Origin of the sequence: Pseudarthrobacter sp. IC2-21 (assembly GCF_034048115.1) — a bacterium.
In the GTDB taxonomy this organism is placed as follows: domain Bacteria; phylum Actinomycetota; class Actinomycetes; order Actinomycetales; family Micrococcaceae; genus Arthrobacter; species Arthrobacter naphthalenicus.
Map to the genome: position 1 here is coordinate 3,111,632 of NZ_CP139145.1, position 22,848 is coordinate 3,134,479.

Sequence of the window (22,848 nt, forward strand, 5' to 3'; positions counted from 1 at the left end):
AACGGTTTCCTCGGTCCGGCCTCTGCAGGAACTGCAGGGCTGCACCGAAGGACCTGTTACGTAGTTAGATTAGTCTTCGGCCTTGAACGGGAAACCAAGCGCCTTCAGCAGCGCGCGGCCTTCGTCATCGGTCTTGGCAGTGGTGACAACCGTGATGTCCATGCCGCGGGTGCGGTCGATGGAATCCTGGTCGATTTCGTGGAACATAACCTGCTCGGTCAGACCGAAGGTGTAGTTGCCGTTGCCGTCGAACTGCTTGCCACTGAGGCCGCGGAAGTCGCGGATACGGGGCAGAGCCAGCGTGACCAGACGATCCAGGAATTCCCACATGCGGTCTCCACGCAGAGTTGCGTGCGCGCCGATGGGCATGCCTTCGCGCAGCTTGAACTGTGCGATCGACTTGCGGGCCTTGGTTACCTGCGGCTTCTGGCCGGTGATCGCGGTGAGATCGCGGACAGCGCCGTCGATCAGCTTGGAGTCCTTGGCGGCATCTCCAACACCCATGTTCACAACGACCTTCACCAGGCGGGGAACCTGGTTGACGTTGGTGTACTTGAATTCCTCAACGAGCGTGCTCTTGATGGATTCGGCGTACTTGGTCTTCAGACGAGGAACGATCTTCGCTGCCGGAGTCTCGAGAGTCTCAGTCATTAGATGTCCTTCCCGGAGCTCTTGGCCACGCGTACACGCACTTCGCGCTTCACGCCATCGCGCTCAACGGTCTCGGTGCGGAAACCGACGCGGGTGGGCTTCTTGGTGGACGGGTCAACCAGAGCCACGTTGGAGATGTGGATCGAGGCTTCAACAACCTCGATGCCACCGGTCTTGGTGCCGCGCTGCGACTGACCGACCTTGGTGTGCTTGGTTACGCGGTTAATGCCTTCAACCAACACGCGGTTGGTCTCGGGGAATACGCGCAGAACCTTGCCCTGCTTACCCTTGTCGCCGCCGCGCTCAGCCTTGGCGCCAGTGATGACCTGAACGAGGTCACCCTTTTTGATCTTAGCCATGGACTAGAGCACCTCCGGAGCCAGAGAAACGATCTTCATGAACTTCTTGTCACGGAGTTCACGACCAACCGGTCCGAAGATGCGGGTACCGCGGGGGTCACCGTCAGCCTTCAGGATCACAGCTGCGTTCTCGTCAAACTTGATGTAGGAACCATCCGCACGGCGGCGTTCCTTCTTGGTACGGACGATGACTGCCTTAACAACATCGCCCTTCTTTACGTTGCCGCCCGGAATTGCGTCCTTGACGGTAGCGACGATGACGTCGCCAATGCCTGCGTAGCGACGGCCAGATCCACCGAGAACGCGAATGGTAAGGATTTCCTTAGCACCCGTGTTGTCGGCGACCTTGAGTCGCGACTCCTGCTGAATCACTATTTACTCCTTGCGTCGCGCCGGTTCTCAGGCCGAGGTCTTGCTACGGAATGAGCCTTGCGGAACGGTTGATCGGGGTGTCTCTTGACCTGCCTGGATTTTGCCAGACCAGGCCTAAACTCCCGTGCCAAAAACATTTGCTTCCCAGGCGGTTTCGGACAGGTCCGAAGCGCTAGGGGGCACTATGCCGTGGCACGATTGTTTACGAGGTTGATGTCGGCGCACGAACGGCGCCATACAAACTCAAAATCTTAGCACAGATCGGGCCAGCTCCCATATCACACCCCAGGCAGTCCCTGCCAGCCATGCGGGTGGACGTTCGACGGCGGTGCCCGCTGCGCAGCCCCGCCCCCCGCAGGTGCCGTTCCCGGCCAACGCGGCCCGCCGCCGTCGGACGCTCTCTCACTTAATGTGCCTTTTCGGGCAACGCTCGCTCACTCTCTTCAGGAAAGTGAGCGTCCCGCCAAAAACCCGCATCAAGTGAGAGAGGGTCCCGAATCTGGGAGGCGGGCGGCGGGGAGGCGGGCGGCGGGGAGGCGCGGGAACCGGGGCGGGGCGGGCGACGGCGTCCCGCATGGCACGCTTTTGGCGCACCTTGGGTGCCCCTCCCCCGGAATACGAGGAAACCCCCGCTCCCAAAAGGGAACGGGGGTTTCCGGTGCAGGACCTGCAAGCAGGCTGCGGGTGTTACTTGGCCTTTTCGAGGATCTCGACCAGGCGCCACCGCTTAGTAGCGGACAGCGGGCGGGTCTCGGCGAGGAGAACGAGGTCGCCGATGCCGGCGCTGTTCTCTTCGTCGTGAGCCTTGATCTTGGTGTTGCGGCGGATGACCTTGCCGTAAAGGGCGTGCTTTACGCGGTCCTCAACCTGGACAACGATGGTCTTTTCCATCTTGTCCGAGACCACGTAGCCGCGCTTCGTCTTACGGTCACCGCGCTCGGCAGCGGTAGCTGCCGCGGAAACAGTTTCCGTCACGTTCTCGTCCTTTTCACTCACTTGGCATCCTCCTCGGTGTCAACCGTTTCAGCCTTGTCGGCCTTCTTGGTTGCAGCCTTCTTGGACTTCTTCTCTTCCTTGGCTTCCACAACGGGTGCGGCAACCTCGGCACGAATGCCCAGCTCGCGCTCACGGAGAACGGTGTAGATGCGTGCGATGTCCTTCTTTACCGCGCGCAGACGACCGTGGTTCTCCAGCTGACCGGTGGCGGACTGGAAACGCAGGTTGAACAGCTCTTCCTTAGCCTTACGGAGCTCTTCAACGAGGCGCTCGTTGTCGAACGTGTCCAGCTGTGCGGATGCAAGTTCCTTGGATCCTACTGCCATTTCTATTCACCACCTTCGCGACGCAAAATGCGTGCCTTCAACGGGAGCTTGTGGATTGCCAGGCGCAGGGCCTCGCGAGCTACCGATTCTTCGACGCCGGAGATCTCAAAGAGAACCCGTCCCGGCTTGACGTTAGCGACCCACCACTCCGGTGAACCCTTACCGGAACCCATGCGGGTTTCGGCCGGCTTCTTCGTGATCGGACGGTCCGGGTAAATGTTGATCCAGACCTTGCCGCCACGCTTGATGTGGCGGGTCATCGCGATACGGGCAGACTCGATCTGACGGTTCGTGACGTATGCCGGGCTCAGGGCCTGGATGCCGTACTCACCGAAGGAGACCTTGGTGCCGCCCGTAGCAGCGCCGGAACGACCCGGGTGGTGCTGCTTACGGTGCTTGACTCGACGTGGGATAAGCATTTAAGCCTGTCCTCCTTCTACTGCAGCGGGTGCAGCCTCAACTGCCGGAGCCTCGGCAGCCGGAGCTGCCTCTGCTGCCGGACGGTCGGTACGACGACGGCGGTCACCACGGTCAGCGCCACCCGGGCGGCCCGGACGATCGCTGGGGCCGCGGCCGCGGGACGGAGCAGCAGCTGCCTGCTGAGCCAGTTCCTTGGCGGTGACGTCGCCCTTGTAGATCCAGACCTTCACGCCGATGCGGCCGAAAGTGGTCTTGGCCTCGTAGAAGCCGTAGTCGATGTTCGCACGGAGGGTGTGCAGGGGCACACGGCCTTCGCGGTAGAACTCCGAGCGGGACATTTCAGCGCCGCCCAGTCGACCGGAGCAAGCGATACGGATGCCCTTGGCACCTGCACGCTGTGCGGACTGCATGGCCTTCTTCATCGCACGGCGGAAAGCCACGCGGGAAGTCAGCTGCTCAGCAACGCCCTGGGCAACAAGCTGAGCTTCCATCTCGGGGTTCTTGACCTCGAGGATGTTCAGCTGAACCTGCTTGCCCGTGAGCTTCTCAAGCTCGCCGCGGATGCGGTCTGCTTCAGCGCCGCGGCGGCCGATAACGATGCCGGGACGTGCCGTGTGGATATCCACGCGGACACGGTCACGGGTGCGCTCGATTTCGACCTTGGCGATACCGGCGCGCTCCATGCCCGTGGACATGAGCTGGCGGATACGGATGTCTTCGCGAACGAAGTCCTTGTACCGCTGTCCGGCCTTGGTGCTGTCAGCAAACCAGTGCGATACGTGATCGGTGGTGATGCCGAGTCGGAACCCGTGCGGGTTAACTTTCTGTCCCACTTAGCGAGCCTCCTCTTTCTCCGGGGTAGCGACTACCACGGTGATGTGGCTCGTGCGCTTCTTGATCTGAAATGCACGACCCTGGGCTCGCGGCTGGAACCGCTTCATGGTCGGGCCTTCATCAACAAACGCTTCGCTGATGATGAGGTCACCTTCGTCAAACGCCACGCCGTCGCGGTCCGCGAGGACCCGGGCGTTGGAGATTGCCGACTGAACTACCTTGAATACCGGCTCTGAAGCTGCCTGGGGGGCAAACTTCAGAATTGCCAGAGCCTCATTCGCTTGCTTACCACGAACAAGGTTGACGACGCGCCGGGCCTTCATAGGCGTTACGCGGATGTGACGCGCAATTGCCTTGGCTTCCATTGCTTTCCTTCTCTCGTCTTTGACGTAAGTGCAGGCGCCTAGCGGCGCTTGCCCTTACGGTCGTCCTTGACATGGCCGCGGAATGTCCGCGTGGGAGCGAATTCGCCGAGCTTGTGCCCGACCATCGACTCAGTGACAAACACCGGAATGTGCTTGCGTCCGTCGTGTACGGCGATCGTGTGCCCGAGCATGTCGGGGATGATCATCGAACGGCGGGACCAGGTCTTAATGACGTTCTTGGTGCCCTTTTCGTTTTCCCTGTCCACCTTCACAAAGAGGTGCTGGTCAACGAAAGGACCTTTTTTCAGGCTGCGTGGCATGTGTCCAGGCTCCTATCGCTTGTTCTTGCCAGTACGACGACGACGCACAATAAGCTTGTCGCTCTCTTTGTTCGGGCGGCGGGTGCGGCCCTCACGCTTACCGTTCGGGTTGACGGGGTGACGTCCACCGGACGTCTTACCCTCGCCACCACCGTGCGGGTGATCAACCGGGTTCATGGCGACACCACGGACGGTCGGGCGAACGCCCTTCCACCGCATGCGGCCGGCCTTGCCCCAGTTGATGTTCGACTGCTCGGCGTTGCCGACCTCGCCGATGGTTGCGCGGCAGCGCACATCAACGTTGCGGATTTCGCCGGAAGGCAGACGCAGCTGGGCGAAGCGGCCTTCCTTGGCAACAAGCTGGATCGATGCGCCGGCGGAGCGGCCCATCTTGGCGCCGCCACCCGGACGCAGTTCAACTGCGTGGATTACGGTACCCACCGGGATGTTGAGCAGGGGCAGGTTGTTACCGGGCTTGATGTCAGCACCGGAACCTGCCTCAACAACGTCACCCTGGGAGAGCTTGTTAGGGGCGATGATGTAACGCTTGGTGCCATCAACGTAGTGCAGGAGGGCGATACGAGCCGTGCGGTTCGGATCGTACTCGATTTCGGCAACGCGGGCGTTGACGCCGTCCTTGTCGTGGCGACGGAAGTCGATCAGACGGTACTGGCGCTTGTGTCCACCACCCTTGTGACGAGTGGTGATCTTACCGGTGTTGTTACGGCCGCCCTTTTTGGGCAGCGGACGTACCAACGACTTTTCCGGAGTCGACCGCGTGATTTCGGTGAAGTCCGCTACGCTCGAGCCACGACGGCCCGGTGTAGTCGGCTTGTACTTACGGATTCCCATAGTTTATTTCCTCGTTAAAGTGGTCTCCGCTACGAGAGCGGACCGCCGAAGATGTCGATGGTGCCTTCTTTGAGGCTCACAATTGCACGCTTGGTGCTCTTGCGGGTACCCCATCCGAATTTGGTGCGCTTGCGCTTACCGGCACGGTTGATGGTGTTGATCGATTCGACCTTGACGGAGAAAATCTTCTCCACGGCCAGCTTGATCTCGGTCTTGTTCGAGCGGGGGTCCACCAGGAAGGTGTACTTGCCCTCATCGATCAGGCCGTAGCTTTTTTCCGATACGACGGGTGCAAGCACGACGTCGCGCGGGTCTTTGATGGTGGCTGCACTCACTTGGCATCCTCCTCGTTCTTTGCTACTGCCTTGTCAGCAACGAATGCTTCGTAGGCAGCCTTGGTGAAGACAACGTCGTCAGAGACGAGTACGTCGTAGGTGTTCAGCTGGTCTGCGTACAGAACGTGAACACCGGCGAGGTTGCGCACGGAAAGTGCTGCAACGTCGTTGGCGCGCTCGATGACAACCAGCAGGTTCTTGCGCTCGGAAACTCCGCGCAGCGTTGCCAGCGCGGTCTTGACGGACGGCTTGGTGCCCTCCACCAGTTCAGCGACAACGTGGATGCGACCGTTGCGTGCCCGGTCAGACAGTGCGCCGCGCAGTGCAGCAGCAATCATCTTCTTGGGGGTGCGCTGGCTGTAGTCCCGCGGTGTGGGACCGTGGACAACGCCACCACCGGTCATGTGAGGAGCACGGATTGAACCCTGACGGGCGCGGCCGGTGCCCTTCTGCTTGAACGGCTTGCGACCTGCACCGGAAACTTCGGCGCGGGTCTTGGTCTTGTGGGTACCCTGGCGAGCAGCAGCGAGCTGGGCAACGACGACCTGGTGCAGCAGCGGCACGTTGGTCTGAACGTCGAAGATCTCTGCAGGCAGGTCAACCTTGACAGTGCTAGTCATTGAACTAGGCTCCCTTCACGGCGGTGCGTACGAGTACGACCTGGCCGCGGGCGCCGGGGACGGCACCCTTGATCAGGAGCAGCGACTTCTCGACGTCAACTGCGTGAACCGTGAGGTTCAGCGTGGTGTGACGAACGGCGCCCATGCGGCCGGCCATTTTCATGCCCTTGAAGACGCGGCTCGGGGTGGATGCGCCACCGATGGAACCGGGCTTACGGTGGTTCTTGTGGGCACCGTGGGAAGCTCCAACGCCGTGGAAGCCGTGACGCTTCATAACACCGGCGAAGCCCTTACCCTTGGTGGTGCCAATAACGTCGATCTTCTGGCCGGCTTCGAAGAGCTCAACAGACAGCTCCTGGCCCAGCTCGTAAGTGTCAGCATCTGCAGTGCGCAGTTCGACGACGTGGCGGCGAGGCGTGACGCCTGCCTTTTCAAAGTGACCAGCCAGCGGCTTGGTAACCTTGCGGGGATCGATCTGGCCGTAGCCAATCTGTACAGCGACGTAGCCATCAGTGTCTGCGTTGCGCAGCTGGGTGATGACGTTCGAATCTGCCTGGACCACAGTGACGGGGATGAGCTTGTTGTTCTCGTCCCAGACCTGGGTCATGCCGAGCTTCGTGCCCAGCAGGCCCTTTACGTTACGGGTTGCGGTCATAGTCTCTCAGCACCTCCCTACAGCTTGATTTCGATGTTCACGTCGGCCGGCAGGTCGAGACGCATAAGCGAGTCAACAGCCTTCGGCGTGGGATCGATGATGTCGATAAGACGCTTGTGCGTGCGCATTTCAAAGTGCTCGCGGCTGTCCTTGTACTTGTGCGGAGAGCGGATTACGCAGTAGATGTTCTTCTCCGTAGGCAGCGGCACAGGGCCAACTACCGTTGCGCCTGCGCGCGTGACCGTCTCAACGATCTTCCGTGCTGAAACGTCAATGACCTCGTGGTCATATGACTTCAGCCGGATGCGGATTTTTTGTCCCGCCATGTCGCCTGACTCTCTTTCAGTTAGTGCTGCTCTGAGTAGGGCTGCTCTGTTCACTATTCGTGTTGCATGTGGCTGCCGAAGCATTTGAAGTCTGAACTACCACCCGCCGCACAAGCTGAATCCGGATGAATCCGGGTTCCTCAACCTGCCGACGTAACCCGACCCCCGCGGTCGGGCGTGTCGCGTTTAGCACGCATACAAATCCGCAGTTCCATGGGGAGTGGGTTATGTTTGGGCTTCCACTTGGACCCTGACACCCGGCATTATCCGGATCGGGACACGAAGAAGCGCTTGAACAACTCATCTAGTATGCCGGATATTATCTGCAGAAGCGAATCTGCGGCCCGCTCCCCCAAGTAGGTAGCGCCAACTGTCGTTATGGGGCGTCAAAACGACAGTTAGTGCTACCCAGTTGAGGTCATTGCCTTCGTCAACTTCCGAATGGATGATGGGGGGATGACCGTCGAAGATGGCGTTTCCATCCAGGATTTGGCCGGCCGCCTGCCCCGGACCTTCACTCTGGGAGTGGCGGCGGCCGCGTTCCAGATCGAGGGCGGCCTGGCCGCCGGCGGCCGGGGCCCTTCCGGCTGGGACGCCTTCGTGGAAAAGCCCGGGGCCATCCGTGACGGTCACTCACCGGCGGTGGCCTGCGACCATTACAACCGCTCGGCTGAAGATGTAACGCTCATGCGGGAACTCGGCGTCGATTCCTACCGCTTTTCCATTTCCTGGCCGCGGATCCAGCCGGACGGCCGCGGTGCTTTCAACACGCAGGGCCTTGACTTCTACGACCGCCTGATTGACCGGCTCCTTGAAGCCGGCATCTCCCCCATGGCTACGTTGTACCACTGGGATACGCCGCTGCCTTTGGAACAGGGCGGGGGCTGGATGAACCGGGTGACTGCCGAGCGGTTCGCCGAGTACGCAGCGGCGGCCGGCGAGCGTTTCGGGGACCGGGTGGACCAGTGGGTCACGCTCAACGAACCGGCCTCCGTTGTGCTGAACGGCTATGCCCTGGGTACCCACGCACCCGGGCGCTATCTTCTCTTCGACGCCTTTCCCGCCGTGCACCACCAACTCCTGGCCCACGGGCTGGCCACTCAGGCGCTCCGGGCCGAAGGTGTCCGGGGCGGGATAGGCGTGACGAACCTGCACTCCCCCGTCAGGGCCGCCACCGGAAAGATTGCAGACAGGGTTGCCGCCAAGGTGTTCGACCTGATGCTGAACCGGATCTATGCCGACCCCATCCTCTTGGGCCGCTACCCCTTCTCGCTACGGTTCACGAAGCCATGGGTGCGTTCGCTGCCCAGGATTTCCGACGCCGACCTGCGCACCATCCAGCAGCCCGTGGACTTCTATGGGGTCAACTACTACCAGCCGGTGAAGGTCGCCGCCGGGCAGGGCACCGGCGATGACCTGACGGTGCCGGCCGAAGCGATGACCAGGATTCCCGCGCATCAGGTGCCCTTTGAAGAGTATGAGACAACGGGTTTCGGTTGGCCCGTCGCTCCGGACCATCTGGGAATCCTGCTGCGGGAACTGAAGGACCGCTACAAGGAGGCCCTGCCGCCCATTTACATCACGGAAAGCGGTGCGAGCTTCCCTGAGCCGGACCATGTCACCGGCCCCGTGCCGGACCAGCCGCGGATCGATTACATCGCCGGACATCTACACCACGCGATGGAGGCAACCGCACCCGGGGGCATCGCTGAAGATGTCGACCTACGCGGCTACTACGTCTGGACGCTGATGGACAACTTTGAATGGGCGGCCGGGTATTCGCAGCGTTTCGGCCTGGTCCACGTGGATTTTGACACGCAGGAGCGGACCCCGAAGGAGTCCTTCTATTGGTACAAGGCACTCAGCCTGGCCCGGAAACCGCTGGCCAGCTGAGGCCCGCCTACTGGTTCTTGTTGGCGCGGTTGATGCGCTTGGCGCGGTCGATCTCGTTGCGGAAATGCTTTTTGGCCCAGAACACTCCCGCAACAACGGCGGCCGCGATGATCAGAAAAATCAGCCATCCCATGATGAACTCCTCTCGCTGCTAGCAACAGTATCAGTGCCGGCCGGAGGGTTCCTTGTGGTCCCGGGAGCGGGTGGTATCCGCGGGATCCGGCCGCGCTTCCGGTCCGGCATCGGTTGCTCCGGCTGCCGTGCCGCGGTTCAGGCGCCAGACGGCAAAGGCGATAAGTCCCACGGCAATCACTGCCAGCAGCAGGAACGTGTAATGCCTCATCGCCCAGAGGATGCACGCCGCCACCCCGGCCGCACCCCACCAGACAAACAGCCGGTCACCGGCCATGAGCCCGGCCACCAGCAGCAGCGCCAGCATGACCAGCACCCACAACTGTTGCGCACCCGTTCCCCCGAACACGACGGCCAAGGCACCCGCTGACAACAACGCGGCGGCGGCACCCACCACAAACCGCCCGGCCCGCCTATGTCCGCAGACGTACCGGAATCCGCCGAGGACGGCGCCCAGGACCACATACCATTGAGCCGCCCAGAACGGATCCGGCATGCCGGCAGGCCACCGACCGCTGAGCGTGGCCGGCGTATCAGGCGCGTCCGGCATATCGAGCGCAAAGAGGGCGGCACGCTGGACCGCCGCAGTCAGCACCAAAGCGCCCAGCTCCAGGGAGATCCGCCGCGCCTTGGCGGGTGCCTCCCGGTAAGCAATGACGACGGCGGCAGCCAGGACCGCTGCGGCCGTCCAGGAAGTGGCGTCGTGCCTTATTCCGGCCACGGCCGCCAGAACCAGGCCAAGGAAGGCGCCGCCGGCAAGCGACCAGCGCCGCACCGGGTCACCTTGCCATGGCCCGGCGTCGGAGGAGACCGCACCTGTTGGGTAAGCGTCCAGTGCATTGGCGCGAATCAGCCGCCCCGCATAGAGCGCGGCTGAAGCCGCGCCCGCACCCGCCAACCAGGGCAGGAACTCAGCCCACGTACCGCCGGAGTGCGGGAGGATCTCCCCCGCCAGCGCAATGGCGCCCCACTGGGTGGCCAGTGCTGCCGGCGCGTACAGCAACGCCTGGTTTGCGAGGTGCGACGCCGCAAACAACACCACGGCAAGAACCAGAACCGCAGCAGCTGTCACCCAGGCCGCCGCCAACGGGGACACGAGCAGGCCGGCGCCTGCGAAGGCCCCCGCCGAAACCAGCCACAACCAATGCTCAATATCCCCGGGGTCCACCTTCCGCCCGCGCTCCAGAACTCCGGCCACGACCGCCAGCAAGGCCACAGAGAGCAGCACCATTGCGGTCGCGGCGTGGCTCAGCACGGCTGAGATCAGGAAGGTCCCCCCAAACGTGATCAGCGGCCCCAGGGCGAGCACGCCGAACAGTGCCGCGTACACGGCGAAGTAAAGGGAACCCCGGGCCGCGAACAGTCTGCGGGCCACGGCTGCGGAGACAAAAAGCAGGAGCAGCTCAAGCAGCACCACCCAGCGGCCGCCGTCGTCATCCACCGCCCGCAGCGCGGCGGTCCGTTGACCCGCCACGTACACGAGCGGCAGGATCGCCTGCCCTGCCAGCGTGATCCAGACCGCGGCCTGCTGGAAGGGAACTTCAGCCAGCCGCTTGCGCATCACCCACCGGATACCATGCTGGGCGGCAAGTACGAGGGCAAAGGTCACCGACACCGCAGTGACGGAGGCCCCGATGTCGTAGCTCAGCACCAAGGCCAAGCCGGCGGTCAGCACCCGGGCTGCAACGAAATACCAGCCCTTCCAGGCACGCCGCGGCTCAGCCACCACCATCAGGGCGGCATACACCGCGAAAATGCCCAGGACCAGTTCGACCGTCAGGAGGCTTTCGCCGCTGAAAGCCAGCAGGGAGCCGAGGGTGAAGGGCGCCAGCCAGACCGCCGCCGCCTCACCGCGCAGGACGTATCCCGACCCGGCGGCGCCCAGGCCCGCGAGCACTGCAGCGGCCGCCGGCTGCCATTCTGCCGTCCCGGCCTGAGCCAGGGTGGCTGCGGCCACCAGCTGCAGGAGGATCACTCCGGCAGCATCTGCGGCAATCCCGCGGGGAGCACGACGTCGGCCTGCCGCCACCAGCGGCAGGCACAGCTGCAGTGCCAGGACCGTCACGAGGACCATGGCCGGGACCACCACCTCGCCGGCGATGACCACGGGGCCGGCGTCCCGTTGGAGCTGGTGAAAGGCCGTCAGGGCCAGGACCGTTCCCGCCGCCCGGGCGAGCCACCAGTAAACCCAGCGGTGCTGACGCAGCGGCAGGCGCACCGCTGTCACCGCCAGATATGCCACCAGCAACAGCAGCGTTACGTTTCCGGCAGTCTGCGAAACGGACTGGAAGGCAACAGCAACAGCTCCCGCGGACGAGGCAAGCGGCAGAGCCTCCCATATGGTCGCGTGCCAGTCCTTCTCCATTGCAGGCCGGGGAAGCATCATGGCCCCGACGCCGCACGCCGCCAGCAGTTGGACCCCCACGGCGACGGCCGTCAGGGGGTGGCCCGGTGACGCTTCCAGCAACGGCAAGCCGGTCAGGACCAGTGCTCCGGCGGCACCGAATGCCCCGAGGCTCGCCTGCGGGGCAAAGGCTGCCACCCCGGAACGTTGCAGGAGGGCGGTGAAGACTTGCTGGCACACCAGTGCTACTAAGAGGGCGAACGCCGAGGCTTCATCCCGCCCCGGTACCTGCCCCATCACGGCCGCCACCGTCACGGGTACAGCCAGGGTGAGGGCCGCCCGGGCGCCGAGAACATGACGTCCGCGGGTCATCCCCGCCGAGAAGGCTGCGCGGGCTGCCCAGTAACCCGAGCCGAGAAAAAGCATCACGGTCAGCGGCCACATGCCCATGGAGCCGCTCGCCAGCCCCGCCAGGCCAAGGGCAGCTACGGGCGCCCACTCGGTGCGGCCGTGCCATCTGGCTGCCAGCACCATACCCGCCAGCAGTGAGCAGGCCACCGGAATCCACAGCGGTACTGCCAGCTCCCTGGCCGCGAGATTTTCGTGCACAAATCCCTGGACAAAGCCGGCGACCTCGCGGGCCACCCCGAAGGCCGCCGTGGCCACCAGTTGAAGCCCAAACGTGATGATGGCATCGGTCCGCCAGCGTGCGGCCGCCCCGTTTCCGGAGACGGGACCTATCGCAGGACCCTGGGAAGCCGGCTGAGTTGCGGCGCTGTGGCCGTCACTTTTCACGGCGGCAAATACCGCTGCCCGCCGGGCGGACAGGTATGCAACGCCAAATACCTGGACGGCAAGCAGGATGCTGGCTGTCAGCAAGGCGTCACTCCCCCGGCCGGTCAAAGCCCAGAGGCCGACGGCGGCCGCAACAGTCAGGGCAGCCCGTGCCGCATAGAAGTTACGCAGGCGCCACGGCCCCGGGAGCACGGACATCAAGGCAAAGTAGACCCCGCAGAGCGACAGGATCAACGCGTACTCCGCCTTCTCCAAGTACAAAGGGACGCACGTGGCAGCCGCGGCCACGGCCGGAACCACGTAGGGGTGCAGGATCATGAGCGGCCTGACATACACAGGCGGCAGCCACCGGGGCCGAGCCAGGGTCAGTGCCGTGAGAGCTGCAGCAACACCTATCAGCGATGCGAAGTACCAGACCAGGGCGCCGCCCAGGACGGAGACGCCGGAGAAAGCAGTGGAGGCGACGAAGGTCAGCGAGAGGTACACCAGCACCCGGCTCTCAAGCCTGACGGCCGCCGCCACGTAGGCGACGGTGCCCACCAGCGACGTCAAGAGCCAGGCAGCTGGACCGTTCGGCAGGGCAAAGTTGTACAGCGCCAGACCGGCCACCGGAACCAGGGCAAGGCCGGTGCCGGTAAACGCCACGGCGGCCGGCCTAAGCCGCGGCACCCTTGCATGGAGTACAAAGCCCGCGCCATAGAACAGCGCCGTAACACTGACGACGCCGGCAAACCGCATGGTGGGCGGGAGGCTGGTGCCAATGAATAATGCCGCGGCGGCCACGAGGAGGAGGCTGGCAACGTACAGGGTGATGTTGATGTTTTGGCGGTCACGCTTTTCACGCCGCGCCTGGCGTTCGGCAGGGGTCTCCGGGTAGTCCCGGAAGGACGCGGCCGGAGATCGTGGTGGCACCGGTGGTGAGCCCGGGGCCAAAGAAGGGGCCAGGGAAGGGGCCGGGGACGGCGTCACCGGCGCCGGCCGCGAAGGCAACGCAGCGGCGGATGGCGGCACCCATGGAACGGGGACAGCCCCGAGCGGATCCCGGCCGGCAGACGGCACTCCCCCGCCCGCCGTCGTCGTACTTCCTGTTGACGGCCTCGCGTCCGGAACCGGCCGCGGAGCCACACGGGCATCAGGTTCCTGTCCCCCAGCGGCCTGCACCTTGGCCATGGCGTCAAGCCACCCTTGCAGATGCCCTGCCCGGTAGCCCGCCTCATACAACCCGTCCGACACAGTAATACCTCCAGCGCAGACCACAGCTCATTAATCCAATGACTGGATTAATGATAGCAAACAACAGCCCCGCCGCGTAGAGACGCAGCGGGGCTGTTGATAAGTCTTAGCGGACCGTCCAGCGGGCCGCCAACACTAGATCAGCAAGTAATTACTTGATGATCTTGGTAACGCGTCCTGAACCAACGGTGCGGCCGCCTTCGCGGATAGCGAAGCCGAGGCCCTCTTCCATGGCGATGGGCTGGATGAGCGCAACGGTCATCTCAGTGTTGTCGCCAGGCATAACCATTTCCGTGCCCTCGGGCAGGGTGATAACGCCGGTTACGTCCGTGGTGCGGAAGTAGAACTGCGGGCGGTAGTTGGAGTAGAACGGGTTGTGACGTCCGCCTTCGTCCTTGGAAAGGATGTAGACGTTGGCCTCGAAGTCGGTGTGCGGGGTGATGGAACCCGGCTTGACGACAACCTGGCCACGCTCTACGTCATCACGCTTCAGACCGCGGAGCAGGAGGCCACAGTTCTCGCCGGCCCATGCTTCGTCGAGCTGCTTGTGGAACATCTCGATACCGGTAACCGTGGTCTTCTGGACCGGGCGGATGCCGACGATCTCGACCTCAGAGTTGATGGCGAGGGTTCCACGCTCGGCGCGGCCCGTTACAACGGTGCCACGGCCGGTGATCGTGAAGACGTCTTCGATCGGCATCAGGAACGGCTTGTCGCGGTCGCGGATGGGGTCCGGAACAGAGTTGTCCACGGCCTCCATGAGGTCCTCAACGGACTTGACCCACTCGGGGTCGCCTTCCAGAGCCTTGAGGCCGGAAACGCGAACAACCGGTGCTTCGTCGCCATCGAAGCCCTGCGAGCTCAGGAGCTCACGAACTTCCATTTCAACGAGGTCCAGCAGTTCCTCATCGTCAACCATGTCCGACTTGTTCAGCGCGACCAGCAGGTAGGGAACGCCAACCTGGCGGGCGAGCAGAACGTGCTCGCGGGTCTGTGCCATCGGGCCGTCAGTGGCGGCAACCACGAGGATTGCACCGTCCATCTGCGCAGCACCGGTGATCATGTTCTTGATGTAGTCAGCGTGACCCGGAGCGTCTACGTGTGCGTAGTGGCGCTTCTCGGTCTGGTACTCAACGTGGGAGATGTTGATGGTAATGCCGCGCTGACGCTCTTCGGGAGCAGAGTCAATGGACGCGAAGTCACGCTTCTCGTTGAGAGTCGGGTACTTGTCGTACAGCACCTTGGAAATGGCGGCCGTCAACGTCGTCTTACCGTGGTCAACGTGACCAATGGTGCCGATGTTAACGTGCGGCTTAGTCCGCTCGAACTTTGCCTTTGCCACAGGTTCCTCCTAGAACGTTTTCAAATGACTTACCCTTCAACCGCGCTTATCGCGGCAGAAACTCAGGTAAGTCTACTTGGGGGGCTTTGGATTGGTGAAATTGCAGATTCAGGAACTAATACTAGTGCCTAGAGCCTGTTCGTGCAGATGGCCGCAACCCGGCTGGACCGGACTGCATCCGGCCGTGTTCCGGCCATCTGCACCAGGCGAGCCTCCGTCTAGCGGAAGCACACCCGAGTTTGTCGCTGTGAAAGTCCGAAGACTATTCGCCGCGGGTCTTCTGGATGATCTCGTCGGCAACTGCCTTCGGGACCTCGGCGTAGCTGTTGAAGGTCATGGAGTACACAGCGCGGCCCTGGGTCTTCGAACGCAGGTCACCGATGTATCCGAACATGCCGGACAGCGGGACGTGCGCACGGATGACCTTGACACCCTGTGCATCTTCCATGGACTGCATCTGGCCACGGCGTGAGTTGATGTCGCCGATAACTTCACCCATGTATTCCTCAGGGGTGCGGACTTCGACATCCATCAGCGGTTCAAGCAGGACAGGGTTCGCCTTGCGTGCGGCTTCCTTGAAAGCCATACGGCCGGCGATCTTGAACGCCATTTCCGAGGAGTCAACATCGTGGTAAGCGCCGTCAATCAGCGTTGCCTTGATGCCAACAACCGGGTAACCGGCCAGGACGCCGTCGTTCAGCGCATCCTGGATACCCGCATCAACGGACGGGATGTATTCGCGCGGAACGCGGCCACCGGTGACCTTGTTCTCAAACGCGTACAGCTCGCCGTCGGCAGTGTCCATCGGCTCGATCGCGATCTGGATCTTTGCGAACTGACCCGAACCACCGGTCTGCTTCTTGTGCGTGTAGTCGTGACGCTCTACAGCACGCTTGATGGTTTCGCGGTAAGCAACCTGCGGCTTGCCGACGTTTGCCTCGACCTTGAATTCGCGGCGCATGCGGTCCACCAGGATGTCCAGGTGAAGCTCGCCCATGCCGGCGATGATGGTCTGACCGGTGTCTTCGTTGAGGGAGACCTGGAAGGTCGGGTCCTCAGCGGAGAGCTTCTGGATGGCCGTGGAGAGCTTCTCCTGGTCACCCTTGGTGTTCGGCTCGATGGCAACCGAGATCACGGGCTCCGGGAAGCTCATGGACTCGAGGACGATCTGGTTGGCGGAATCACACAGGGTGTCACCCGTGGTGGTGTCCTTCAGACCGATCGCTGCGTAGATGTGGCCGGCGGTAGCGCCCTCGACGGGCATTTCCTTGTTGGCGTGCATCTGGAACAGCTTGCCGATGCGCTCCTTCTTGCCCTTGGTGGAGTTGACCACCTGGGCGCCTGCTTCCACGTGACCGGAGTACACGCGGATGAAGGTGAGCTGGCCGAAGAACGGGTGCGCGGCAATCTTGAACGCCAGAGCCGAGAACGGCTCATCAGCAGACGGCTTGCGGGTCAGTTCCTTCTCTTCGTCCCGGGGATCGTGACCGACCATCGGGGGGACGTCGAGCGGGTTCGGCAGGTAGTCGATGACAGCATCGAGCATCGGCTGAACGCCACGGTTCTTAAACGCGGAGCCACAGAAGACCGGGTAGAGCTCAGAGTTGATGGTCATCTTGCGGATGCCGGCCTTGAGCTCGTCGACGGAAATTTCTTCGCCTTCGAGGTACTTCTCCATGAGCTCTTCGGAGGACTCCGCAACGGCCTCAATGAGGTGTGCGCGGTACTCTTCAGCCTTTTCCTTGAGGTCAGCCGGGATCTCCTGGATCTCGTACTTGGCACCCATGGTGACGTCACCCTTGGAGTCGCCGGGCCAGACCAGTGCACGCATGTACAGCAGGTCTACGACGCCGATGAAGTCGTTCTCGGCACCGATGGGCAGCTGCATAACCAGCGGCTTGGCGCCGAGGCGGCTGATGATGGTGTCTACGGTGAAGTAGAAGTCAGCGCCGAGCTTGTCCATCTTGTTGACGAAGCAGATGCGCGGAACGTTGTACTTGTCAGCCTGGCGCCAAACGGTCTCAGACTGCGGCTCAACGCCTTCCTTGCCATCAAAAACGGCGACAGCACCATCGAGGACGCGCAGTGAGCGCTCAACCTCAACGGTGAAGTCAACGTGACCCGGGGTGTCAATGATGTTGATCTGGTTGTTTTCCCAGAAGCAGGTCACGGCGGCAGACGTGATGGTGATGCCGCGTTCCTTTTCCTGTTCCATCCAGTCGGTGGTCGAAGCGCCGTCGTGCGTTTCGCCAATCTTGTGGTTCACACCCGTGTAAAACAGGATGCGCTCGGTGGTGGTGGTCTTGCCGGCATCAATGTGGGCCATGATGCCGATGTTGCGGACCTTACTAAGGTCGGTAAGCACGTCCTGTGCCACGGTGTCTCCCTTTCGGATGGACTGCACGTTCGCCGCCGGCTCAGCTGAGCCGGCGGCGTCCGGGAAGTATTACCAGCGGTAGTGTGCGAAGGCCTTGTTGGACTCGGCCATCTTGTGGGTGTCTTCGCGACGCTTCACAGCGGCACCGAGACCGTTGGAGGCATCCAGGATTTCGTTCTGGAGGCGCTCGGTCATGGTCTTTTCGCGGCGGGCCTTGGAGTAGCCAACCAGCCAGCGCAGGGCGAGGGCGGTCGAGCGACCCGGCTTGACCTCAACCGGAACCTGGTAGGTTGCGCCACCAACGCGGCGTGAGCGGACCTCGAGGGAAGGCTTGACGTTCTCCATGGCCTTCTTGAGGGCTGCTACGGGGTCGCCGCCGGACTTGGCGCGGGCGCCTTCGAGGGCACCGTAAACGATGCGCTCTGCGGTGGACTTCTTGCCGTCAACCAGCACCTTGTTGATCAGCTGGGTGACCAACGGGGAGCCGTAAACGGGATCTAGTACGAGCGGCCGCTTCGGGGCCGGACCCTTGCGAGGCATATTACTTCTTCTCCATCTTTGCGCCGTAGCGGCTGCGTGCCTGCTTACGGTTCTTCACACCCTGGGTATCGAGGGCGCCACGGACGATCTTGTAGCGGACACCCGGAAGGTCCTTAACACGACCGCCGCGAACGAGCACAATGGAGTGCTCCTGCAGGTTGTGGCCTACACCGGGGATGTAAGCAGTAACTTCAACGCCACCGTTGAGGCGCACACGTGCAACCTTACGCAGAGCCGAGTTCGGCTTCTTGGGGGTGGTGGTGTAAACGCGGGTGCAAACACCGCGGCGCATCGGGCTGCCGTTAAGGGCAGGAGCCTTGGTCTTTTTGACCTTAGGCGTGCGGCCCTTGCGGACCAGCTGGTTAATCGTAGGCACTCTCGTGTTCTCCGTTGGTTTGATCTCTACCGGCACATTCGGGCGTCAGCCGTCTCTGCGTCGGTTTTGGCGTTGTCCCTGCAGCCTCGGTGTCTTGAAACGTACCTAGGCGTGCAAAAGAGTGGCATTCGTCGCGCACCTAGCCCGCAACCCGGAAACAAGCTCACACCCAGCATCATGAGAACAAAACCAAAATGATGCTGCGGCGGCCTTCATCCACTGCCACACAGAACAATTACCAAAATTCTAGCACGGCTTGCTCCTGAGCCTTAATCGGGTGTATGGAGGACGACGGCGGAAGCCGGGTGCCGACGTCGTCCGCCCCTAAAGAGGAGCGCACGGCTTAAACAGCAACGCGGGGTCACTTTGAGCCCAATCCGAGGTGTGGATCGGGCCGTAAGTGACCCCGCGTTGCTTTAGCGGCTAGCGGAAATCGTTGCCGAGGTCGTAGTCATCCAGCGGGATGGCGTGGAACTCAGGAGCTCCGTCGCCGCCCAGGGAGTCGTACGAGAAGTCACTGAATGCGCTGGGGCCGGTGAACAGGTTGGCCTTTGCTTCTTCAGTGGGCTCCACGGTGACCTCGGTGTAGCGCGGGAGACCCGTGCCGGCCGGGATCAGCTTACCGATGATGACGTTCTCCTTGAGGCCGAGCAGCGGATCGCTCTTGCCTTCCATGGCCGCCTGCGTCAGGACGCGGGTGGTTTCCTGGAAGGAAGCTGCGGACAGCCAGGACTCGGTGGCCAAGGACGCCTTGGTGATGCCCATGAGCTCGGGACGGCCGGAAGCCGGCGCCTTGCCCTCGGACACAACGCGGCGGTTGGCCTCCTCGAAGCGGCTGCGCTCGGCGAGCTCGCCGGGCAGCAGATCAGATTCACCGGACTCAATGACCGTGACGCGGCGCAGCATCTGCCGGACGATAACCTCGACGTGCTTGTCGTGGATACCGATGCCCTGGCTGCGGTACACGCCCTGGACCTCGTCCACCAGGAACTTCTGCGCGGCACGGGGACCCATGATGCGCAGAACCTGCTTGGGATCGACCGGGCCGTTGATGAGCTTCTGGCCTACCGTGACGTGCTCGCCGTCCTCAATGAGGAGGCGTGAACGGCGCAGTACCGGGTACGCGATCTCTTCAGATCCGTCATCCGGGGTGATGACCAGGCGCATCTGGCGCTCGGACTCTTCGATGGCGATGCGACCGGCTGCTTCAGCAATCGGTGCGACACCCTTCGGAGTACGGGCTTCGAAGAGCTCCTGGATACGGGGCAGACCCTGGGTGATGTCGTCGCCACCGCTGGCGGAAACAGCACCACCGGTGTGGAACGTACGCATGGTCAGCTGGGTACCGGGCTCACCGATGGACTGGGCCGCGATGATGCCAACGGCCTCACCGATGTCCACGGTCTTGCCGGTGGCCAGTGAACGGCCGTAGCACAGGGCGCAGGTGCCGACGCTGGACTCACAGGTGAGTACGGAGCGGACCTTGACCTCGGTGATGCCGGCTGCGAACAGTTCGGCGATAACGACGTCGCCGCAGTCGGTGCCGCCGGCTGCAAGGACGTTGCCCTTGGAGTCCACAACATCGACAGCGAGCGTACGGGCGTAGGCGCTGTTCTCGACGTTCTCGTCCAGGACCAGCTCGCCGTTGGCGTCCGGCACGGCAATCGGCGTGACGAGGCCGCGTTCGGTGCCGCAGTCCTCTTCACGGACGATGACGTCCTGCGAAACGTCCACCAGACGGCGGGTCAGGTAGCCCGAGTTGGCGGTACGCAGCGCGGTGTCAGCCAGACCCTTACGGGCACCGTGCGTGGCGATGAAGTATTCCAGCACCGACAGGCCCTCGCGGTAGGAGGACTTGATGGGACGCGGGATGATTTCACCCTTAGGGTTGGCCACCAGGCCACGGATACCCGCGATCTGACGGACCTGCATCCAGTTACCACGGGCACCGGAGGACACCATGCGGTTGATGGTGTTCATCGGGGACAGGCTGTCACGCATTGCCTGGGCGATTTCGTTCGTTGCCTTGTTCCAGATCTCGATCAGTTCCTGGCGACGCTCGTCGTCATCGATCAGGCCCTTGTCGTACTGGCCCTGGATCTTGGCAGCCATGGTTTCGTAGCCGGCAAGGATCTGCGGCTTGTCCTTGGGCACCTCAATGTCCGAGATGGCGACGGTCACACCGGACCGGGTGGCCCAGTAGAAACCGGCGTCCTTCAGGTTGTCCAGCGTTGCCGCCGTGATGACCTTCGGGTAGCGCTCGGCGAGATCGTTGACGATCGTGGACAGTTCGCCCTTGTCCGCAACGTTCTCAACCCAGGGGTAGTCCTCGGGCAGGGTCTGGTTGAAGATGACCTGGCCCAGGGAGGTCTGGACGAGCACCGGCTGGCCGGGCTCCCAGCCTTCCGGAGCTTCCCAGCCCGCGTACGGAACGAAGCCTTCGAGGCGGATCTTGACCTGCGAGTTCAGGTGCAGCTCGCGGAGGTCGTAGGCCATGATGGCTTCGGCAACCGAGGAGAAGACGCGGCCTTCGCCAGCTGAACCGACACGCTTGGTGGTCAGGTGGTAGAGACCGATGATCATATCCTGCGAGGGCAGGGTGACCGGACGGCCGTCGGACGGCTTCAGGATGTTGTTCGAGGACAGCATCAGGATGCGCGCCTCAGCCTGGGCTTCCGGGCTCAGCGGCAGGTGCACTGCCATCTGGTCGCCATCGAAGTCAGCGTTGAAGGCGCCACAGACCAGCGGGTGAAGCTGGATTGCCTTACCTTCAACAAGCTGCGGTTCGAACGCCTGGATGCCGAGGCGGTGCAGGGTAGGTGCACGGTTGAGCAGCACCGGGTGTTCGGTGATGATCTCTTCGAGCACGTCCCAGACCTGCGGACGGTAACGCTCCACCATGCGCTTGGCCGACTTGATGTTCTGGGCGTGGTTGAGGTCAACCAGGCGCTTCATCACGAACGGCTTGAAGAGCTCCAGCGCCATCTGCTTGGGCAGACCGCACTGGTGCAGCTTCAGCTGCGGGCCGACCACGATGACCGAACGGCCCGAGTAGTCCACGCGCTTGCCGAGGAGGTTCTGGCGGAAACGGCCCTGCTTGCCCTTGAGCATGTCGCTCAGGGACTTCAGCGGACGGTTGCCCGGTCCGGTGACCGGACGGCCGCGGCGGCCGTTGTCGAAGAGGCTGTCAACAGCTTCCTGAAGCATGCGCTTCTCGTTGTTGACGATGATCTCCGGCGCGCCGAGGTCAAGCAGGCGCTTGAGGCGGTTGTTGCGGTTGATCACGCGACGGTAGAGGTCGTTGAGGTCGGAGGTCGCAAAGCGGCCACCGTCCAGCTGGACCATCGGGCGCAGTTCCGGCGGGATCACCGGGACGGCGTCGAGAACCATGCCCAGCGGGCTGTTGTTGGTGGTCAGGAACGCGTTGACCACCTTCAGGCGCTTCAGGGCGCGGGTCTTGCGCTGGCCCTTGCCGTTGGCGATGATGTCGCGCAGCAGGTCCGACTCGGCCTGCATGTCGAAGTTCTCAAGACGCTTCTTGATGGCTTCGGCACCCATGGAGCCTTCGAAGTACATGCCGTAGCGGTCGCGCAGTTCGCGGTAGAGGCCTTCGTCGCCTTCGAGGTCAGCGACCTTCAGGTTCTTGAAGCGGTCCCAGACCTGCTCGAGGCGCTCGATTTCGGCGTCGGCGCGCTTGCGCACGTTCGCCATCTGGCGGTCGGCGGAGTCGCGGGCCTTCTTCTTGTCGGCAGCCTTGGCACCTTCACCTTCGAGGCGCGCGATCTCGTTTTCGAGGTCGCGGGCGATCGTGGCGATATCGGAGTCGCGGTTGTCGATCAGCTGCTTCTTCTCGATGTCGTGCTCAACCTGGAGGTTGGGCAGTTCCTCGTGACGGGCGTCAGCGTCAACGCTGGTGATCATGTAGGCAGCGAAGTAGATGACCTTTTCGAGGTCCTTCGGTGCCAGGTCAAGGAGGTAGCCCAGACGGGACGGAACACCCTTGAAGTACCAGATGTGCGTGACGGGGGCGGCCAGCTCGATGTGGCCCATGCGCTCACGGCGGACCTTTGCGCGGGTGACTTCAACGCCACACCGCTCGCAGATGATGCCCTTGAAGCGCACGCGCTTGTACTTACCGCAGTAGCATTCCCAGTCGCGGGACGGGCCGAAGATCTTCTCGCAGAAGAGGCCGTCCTTCTCGGGCTTGAGCGTGCGGTAGTTGATGGTTTCCGGCTTCTTAACCTCGCCGTAAGACCAGCCACGGATGTCATCCGCGGTGGCGAGGCCGATCTGCATGAGGCCGAAGGAGGATTCGCTGGACATATGGTCCCTGTTCTCTCTTGTTCTCTAAATTCTGAAGTCTTGGGTGCGGGAGGAGGGAGGTG

The 22,848-nt window shown here is 62.7% G+C and carries 22 protein-coding genes; 1 reads left to right on the top strand and 21 read right to left on the bottom strand.

Annotated elements, in window-relative coordinates; all coding sequences use genetic code 11:
- Positions 1–69: 69 nt before the first annotated feature.
- The 14 genes from rplE to rpsJ all read right to left on the bottom strand — a co-directional run bounded on the left by rplE (position 70) and on the right by rpsJ (position 7,431).
- The gene (gene rplE / locus SBP01_RS14260) at positions 70–651 is read right to left on the bottom strand and encodes a 50S ribosomal protein L5 (protein WP_275212246.1); all 582 of its coding nucleotides are present in this window, start codon (positions 649–651) and stop codon (positions 70–72) included.
- Positions 651–1,010, bottom strand: coding sequence for a 50S ribosomal protein L24 (gene rplX / locus SBP01_RS14265; RefSeq protein ID WP_024366125.1), 360 nt, complete (start codon positions 1,008–1,010; stop codon positions 651–653). The genes rplE and rplX overlap by 1 nt, the downstream gene beginning before the upstream one ends.
- Positions 1,011–1,013: 3 nt before the next feature.
- On the bottom strand, positions 1,014–1,382 hold the full coding sequence (gene rplN / locus SBP01_RS14270; protein WP_024366126.1) for a 50S ribosomal protein L14: 369 nt from the start codon (positions 1,380–1,382) through the stop codon (positions 1,014–1,016).
- 687 nt (positions 1,383–2,069) lie between these two features.
- A complete protein-coding gene (gene rpsQ, locus SBP01_RS14275; RefSeq protein WP_275212245.1) occupies positions 2,070–2,378 on the bottom strand; it encodes a 30S ribosomal protein S17 in 309 nt (102 codons plus the stop codon).
- Positions 2,375–2,704 carry a 50S ribosomal protein L29 gene (rpmC, locus tag SBP01_RS14280; protein ID WP_320536225.1) on the bottom strand — a complete coding sequence of 110 codons (330 nt, stop codon included), beginning with the start codon at positions 2,702–2,704 and terminating at the stop codon, positions 2,375–2,377. Before rpmC ends, rpsQ begins: the two co-directional genes overlap by 4 nt.
- 2 nt (positions 2,705–2,706) lie before the next feature.
- Positions 2,707–3,123, bottom strand: coding sequence for a 50S ribosomal protein L16 (gene rplP, locus SBP01_RS14285; RefSeq protein WP_190987321.1), 417 nt, complete (start codon positions 3,121–3,123; stop codon positions 2,707–2,709).
- Positions 3,124–3,957, bottom strand: coding sequence for a 30S ribosomal protein S3 (gene rpsC, locus SBP01_RS14290; protein WP_190987322.1), 834 nt, complete (start codon positions 3,955–3,957; stop codon positions 3,124–3,126).
- Positions 3,958–4,323 carry a 50S ribosomal protein L22 gene (rplV, locus tag SBP01_RS14295; protein ID WP_003803798.1) on the bottom strand — a complete coding sequence of 122 codons (366 nt, stop codon included), beginning with the start codon at positions 4,321–4,323 and terminating at the stop codon, positions 3,958–3,960.
- 38 nt (positions 4,324–4,361) lie between these two features.
- Complete coding sequence (gene rpsS, locus SBP01_RS14300; protein WP_011692805.1) at positions 4,362–4,643, bottom strand: 30S ribosomal protein S19; 282 nt, start codon at positions 4,641–4,643, stop codon at positions 4,362–4,364.
- 12 nt (positions 4,644–4,655) lie between these two features.
- Positions 4,656–5,495 carry a 50S ribosomal protein L2 gene (rplB, locus tag SBP01_RS14305; RefSeq protein WP_320536226.1) on the bottom strand — a complete coding sequence of 280 codons (840 nt, stop codon included), beginning with the start codon at positions 5,493–5,495 and terminating at the stop codon, positions 4,656–4,658.
- Between the two features lie 29 nt (positions 5,496–5,524).
- A complete protein-coding gene (gene rplW, locus SBP01_RS14310) occupies positions 5,525–5,830 on the bottom strand; it encodes a 50S ribosomal protein L23 (protein ID WP_090950936.1) in 306 nt (101 codons plus the stop codon).
- Entirely contained in the window at positions 5,827–6,450 is a 624-nt protein-coding gene (rplD, locus tag SBP01_RS14315; RefSeq protein ID WP_190987323.1) for a 50S ribosomal protein L4, read from the bottom strand. The genes rplW and rplD overlap by 4 nt, the downstream gene beginning before the upstream one ends.
- Positions 6,451–6,454: 4 nt before the next feature.
- Positions 6,455–7,105 carry a 50S ribosomal protein L3 gene (gene rplC, locus SBP01_RS14320; protein WP_108599010.1) on the bottom strand — a complete coding sequence of 217 codons (651 nt, stop codon included), beginning with the start codon at positions 7,103–7,105 and terminating at the stop codon, positions 6,455–6,457.
- Positions 7,106–7,122: 17 nt separating this feature from the next.
- Positions 7,123–7,431, bottom strand: coding sequence for a 30S ribosomal protein S10 (gene rpsJ / locus SBP01_RS14325; RefSeq protein ID WP_038464699.1), 309 nt, complete (start codon positions 7,429–7,431; stop codon positions 7,123–7,125).
- A 456-nt stretch (positions 7,432–7,887) separates the two neighbouring features.
- Here rpsJ and SBP01_RS14330 point away from each other — a divergent pair, with 456 nt between their 5' ends.
- Positions 7,888–9,324 (top strand): GH1 family beta-glucosidase, encoded by a 1,437-nt coding sequence (locus tag SBP01_RS14330; RefSeq protein WP_320536227.1) that lies wholly within the window; start codon positions 7,888–7,890, stop codon positions 9,322–9,324.
- A gap of 7 nt (positions 9,325–9,331) precedes the next feature.
- Here SBP01_RS14330 and SBP01_RS14335 read toward each other — a convergent pair whose 3' ends face one another.
- The 7 genes from SBP01_RS14335 to SBP01_RS14365 all read right to left on the bottom strand — a co-directional run bounded on the left by SBP01_RS14335 (position 9,332) and on the right by SBP01_RS14365 (position 22,786).
- A complete protein-coding gene (locus SBP01_RS14335; RefSeq protein WP_275212241.1) occupies positions 9,332–9,457 on the bottom strand; it encodes a hypothetical protein in 126 nt (41 codons plus the stop codon).
- A 30-nt stretch (positions 9,458–9,487) separates the two neighbouring features.
- A complete protein-coding gene (locus tag SBP01_RS14340) occupies positions 9,488–13,507 on the bottom strand; it encodes a hypothetical protein (protein ID WP_320536228.1) in 4,020 nt (1,339 codons plus the stop codon).
- A 472-nt stretch (positions 13,508–13,979) separates the two neighbouring features.
- A complete protein-coding gene (gene tuf, locus SBP01_RS14345) occupies positions 13,980–15,170 on the bottom strand; it encodes an elongation factor Tu (protein WP_275212239.1) in 1,191 nt (396 codons plus the stop codon).
- Between the two features lie 262 nt (positions 15,171–15,432).
- Positions 15,433–17,547 carry an elongation factor G gene (fusA, locus tag SBP01_RS14350; RefSeq protein WP_275212238.1) on the bottom strand — a complete coding sequence of 705 codons (2,115 nt, stop codon included), beginning with the start codon at positions 17,545–17,547 and terminating at the stop codon, positions 15,433–15,435.
- Between the two features lie 69 nt (positions 17,548–17,616).
- A complete protein-coding gene (rpsG, locus tag SBP01_RS14355) occupies positions 17,617–18,087 on the bottom strand; it encodes a 30S ribosomal protein S7 (protein WP_011692813.1) in 471 nt (156 codons plus the stop codon).
- 1 nt (position 18,088) lies between these two features.
- Complete coding sequence (gene rpsL, locus SBP01_RS14360; RefSeq protein ID WP_011692814.1) at positions 18,089–18,463, bottom strand: 30S ribosomal protein S12; 375 nt, start codon at positions 18,461–18,463, stop codon at positions 18,089–18,091.
- Positions 18,464–18,886: 423 nt separating this feature from the next.
- A complete protein-coding gene (locus SBP01_RS14365) occupies positions 18,887–22,786 on the bottom strand; it encodes a DNA-directed RNA polymerase subunit beta' (RefSeq protein ID WP_275212237.1) in 3,900 nt (1,299 codons plus the stop codon).
- Between the last annotated feature and the right edge of the window lie 62 nt (positions 22,787–22,848).

What these genes read in the sequence shown, in the direction of transcription:
- rplC (WP_108599010.1), bottom strand. Translation starts at nt 7,105, where the DNA reads ATGACCGCAACCCGTAACGTAAAGGGCCTGCTGGGCACGAAGCTCGGC.
- SBP01_RS14330 (WP_320536227.1), top strand. Translation starts at nt 7,888, where the DNA reads ATGACCGTCGAAGATGGCGTTTCCATCCAGGATTTGGCCGGCCGCCTG.
- rplP (WP_190987321.1), bottom strand. Translation starts at nt 3,123, where the DNA reads ATGCTTATCCCACGTCGAGTCAAGCACCGTAAGCAGCACCACCCGGGT.
- SBP01_RS14365 (WP_275212237.1), bottom strand. Translation starts at nt 22,786, where the DNA reads ATGTCCAGCGAATCCTCCTTCGGCCTCATGCAGATCGGCCTCGCCACC.
- rpsG (WP_011692813.1), bottom strand. Translation starts at nt 18,087, where the DNA reads ATGCCTCGCAAGGGTCCGGCCCCGAAGCGGCCGCTCGTACTAGATCCC.
- rplB (WP_320536226.1), bottom strand. Translation starts at nt 5,495, where the DNA reads ATGGGAATCCGTAAGTACAAGCCGACTACACCGGGCCGTCGTGGCTCG.
- rpsS (WP_011692805.1), bottom strand. Translation starts at nt 4,643, where the DNA reads ATGCCACGCAGCCTGAAAAAAGGTCCTTTCGTTGACCAGCACCTCTTT.
- SBP01_RS14335 (WP_275212241.1), bottom strand. Translation starts at nt 9,457, where the DNA reads ATGGGATGGCTGATTTTTCTGATCATCGCGGCCGCCGTTGTTGCGGGA.
- rplE (WP_275212246.1), bottom strand. Translation starts at nt 651, where the DNA reads ATGACTGAGACTCTCGAGACTCCGGCAGCGAAGATCGTTCCTCGTCTG.
- rpsJ (WP_038464699.1), bottom strand. Translation starts at nt 7,431, where the DNA reads ATGGCGGGACAAAAAATCCGCATCCGGCTGAAGTCATATGACCACGAG.
- rplV (WP_003803798.1), bottom strand. Translation starts at nt 4,323, where the DNA reads ATGGAAGCCAAGGCAATTGCGCGTCACATCCGCGTAACGCCTATGAAG.
- rplX (WP_024366125.1), bottom strand. Translation starts at nt 1,010, where the DNA reads ATGGCTAAGATCAAAAAGGGTGACCTCGTTCAGGTCATCACTGGCGCC.
- rpmC (WP_320536225.1), bottom strand. Translation starts at nt 2,704, where the DNA reads ATGGCAGTAGGATCCAAGGAACTTGCATCCGCACAGCTGGACACGTTC.
- rplD (WP_190987323.1), bottom strand. Translation starts at nt 6,450, where the DNA reads ATGACTAGCACTGTCAAGGTTGACCTGCCTGCAGAGATCTTCGACGTT.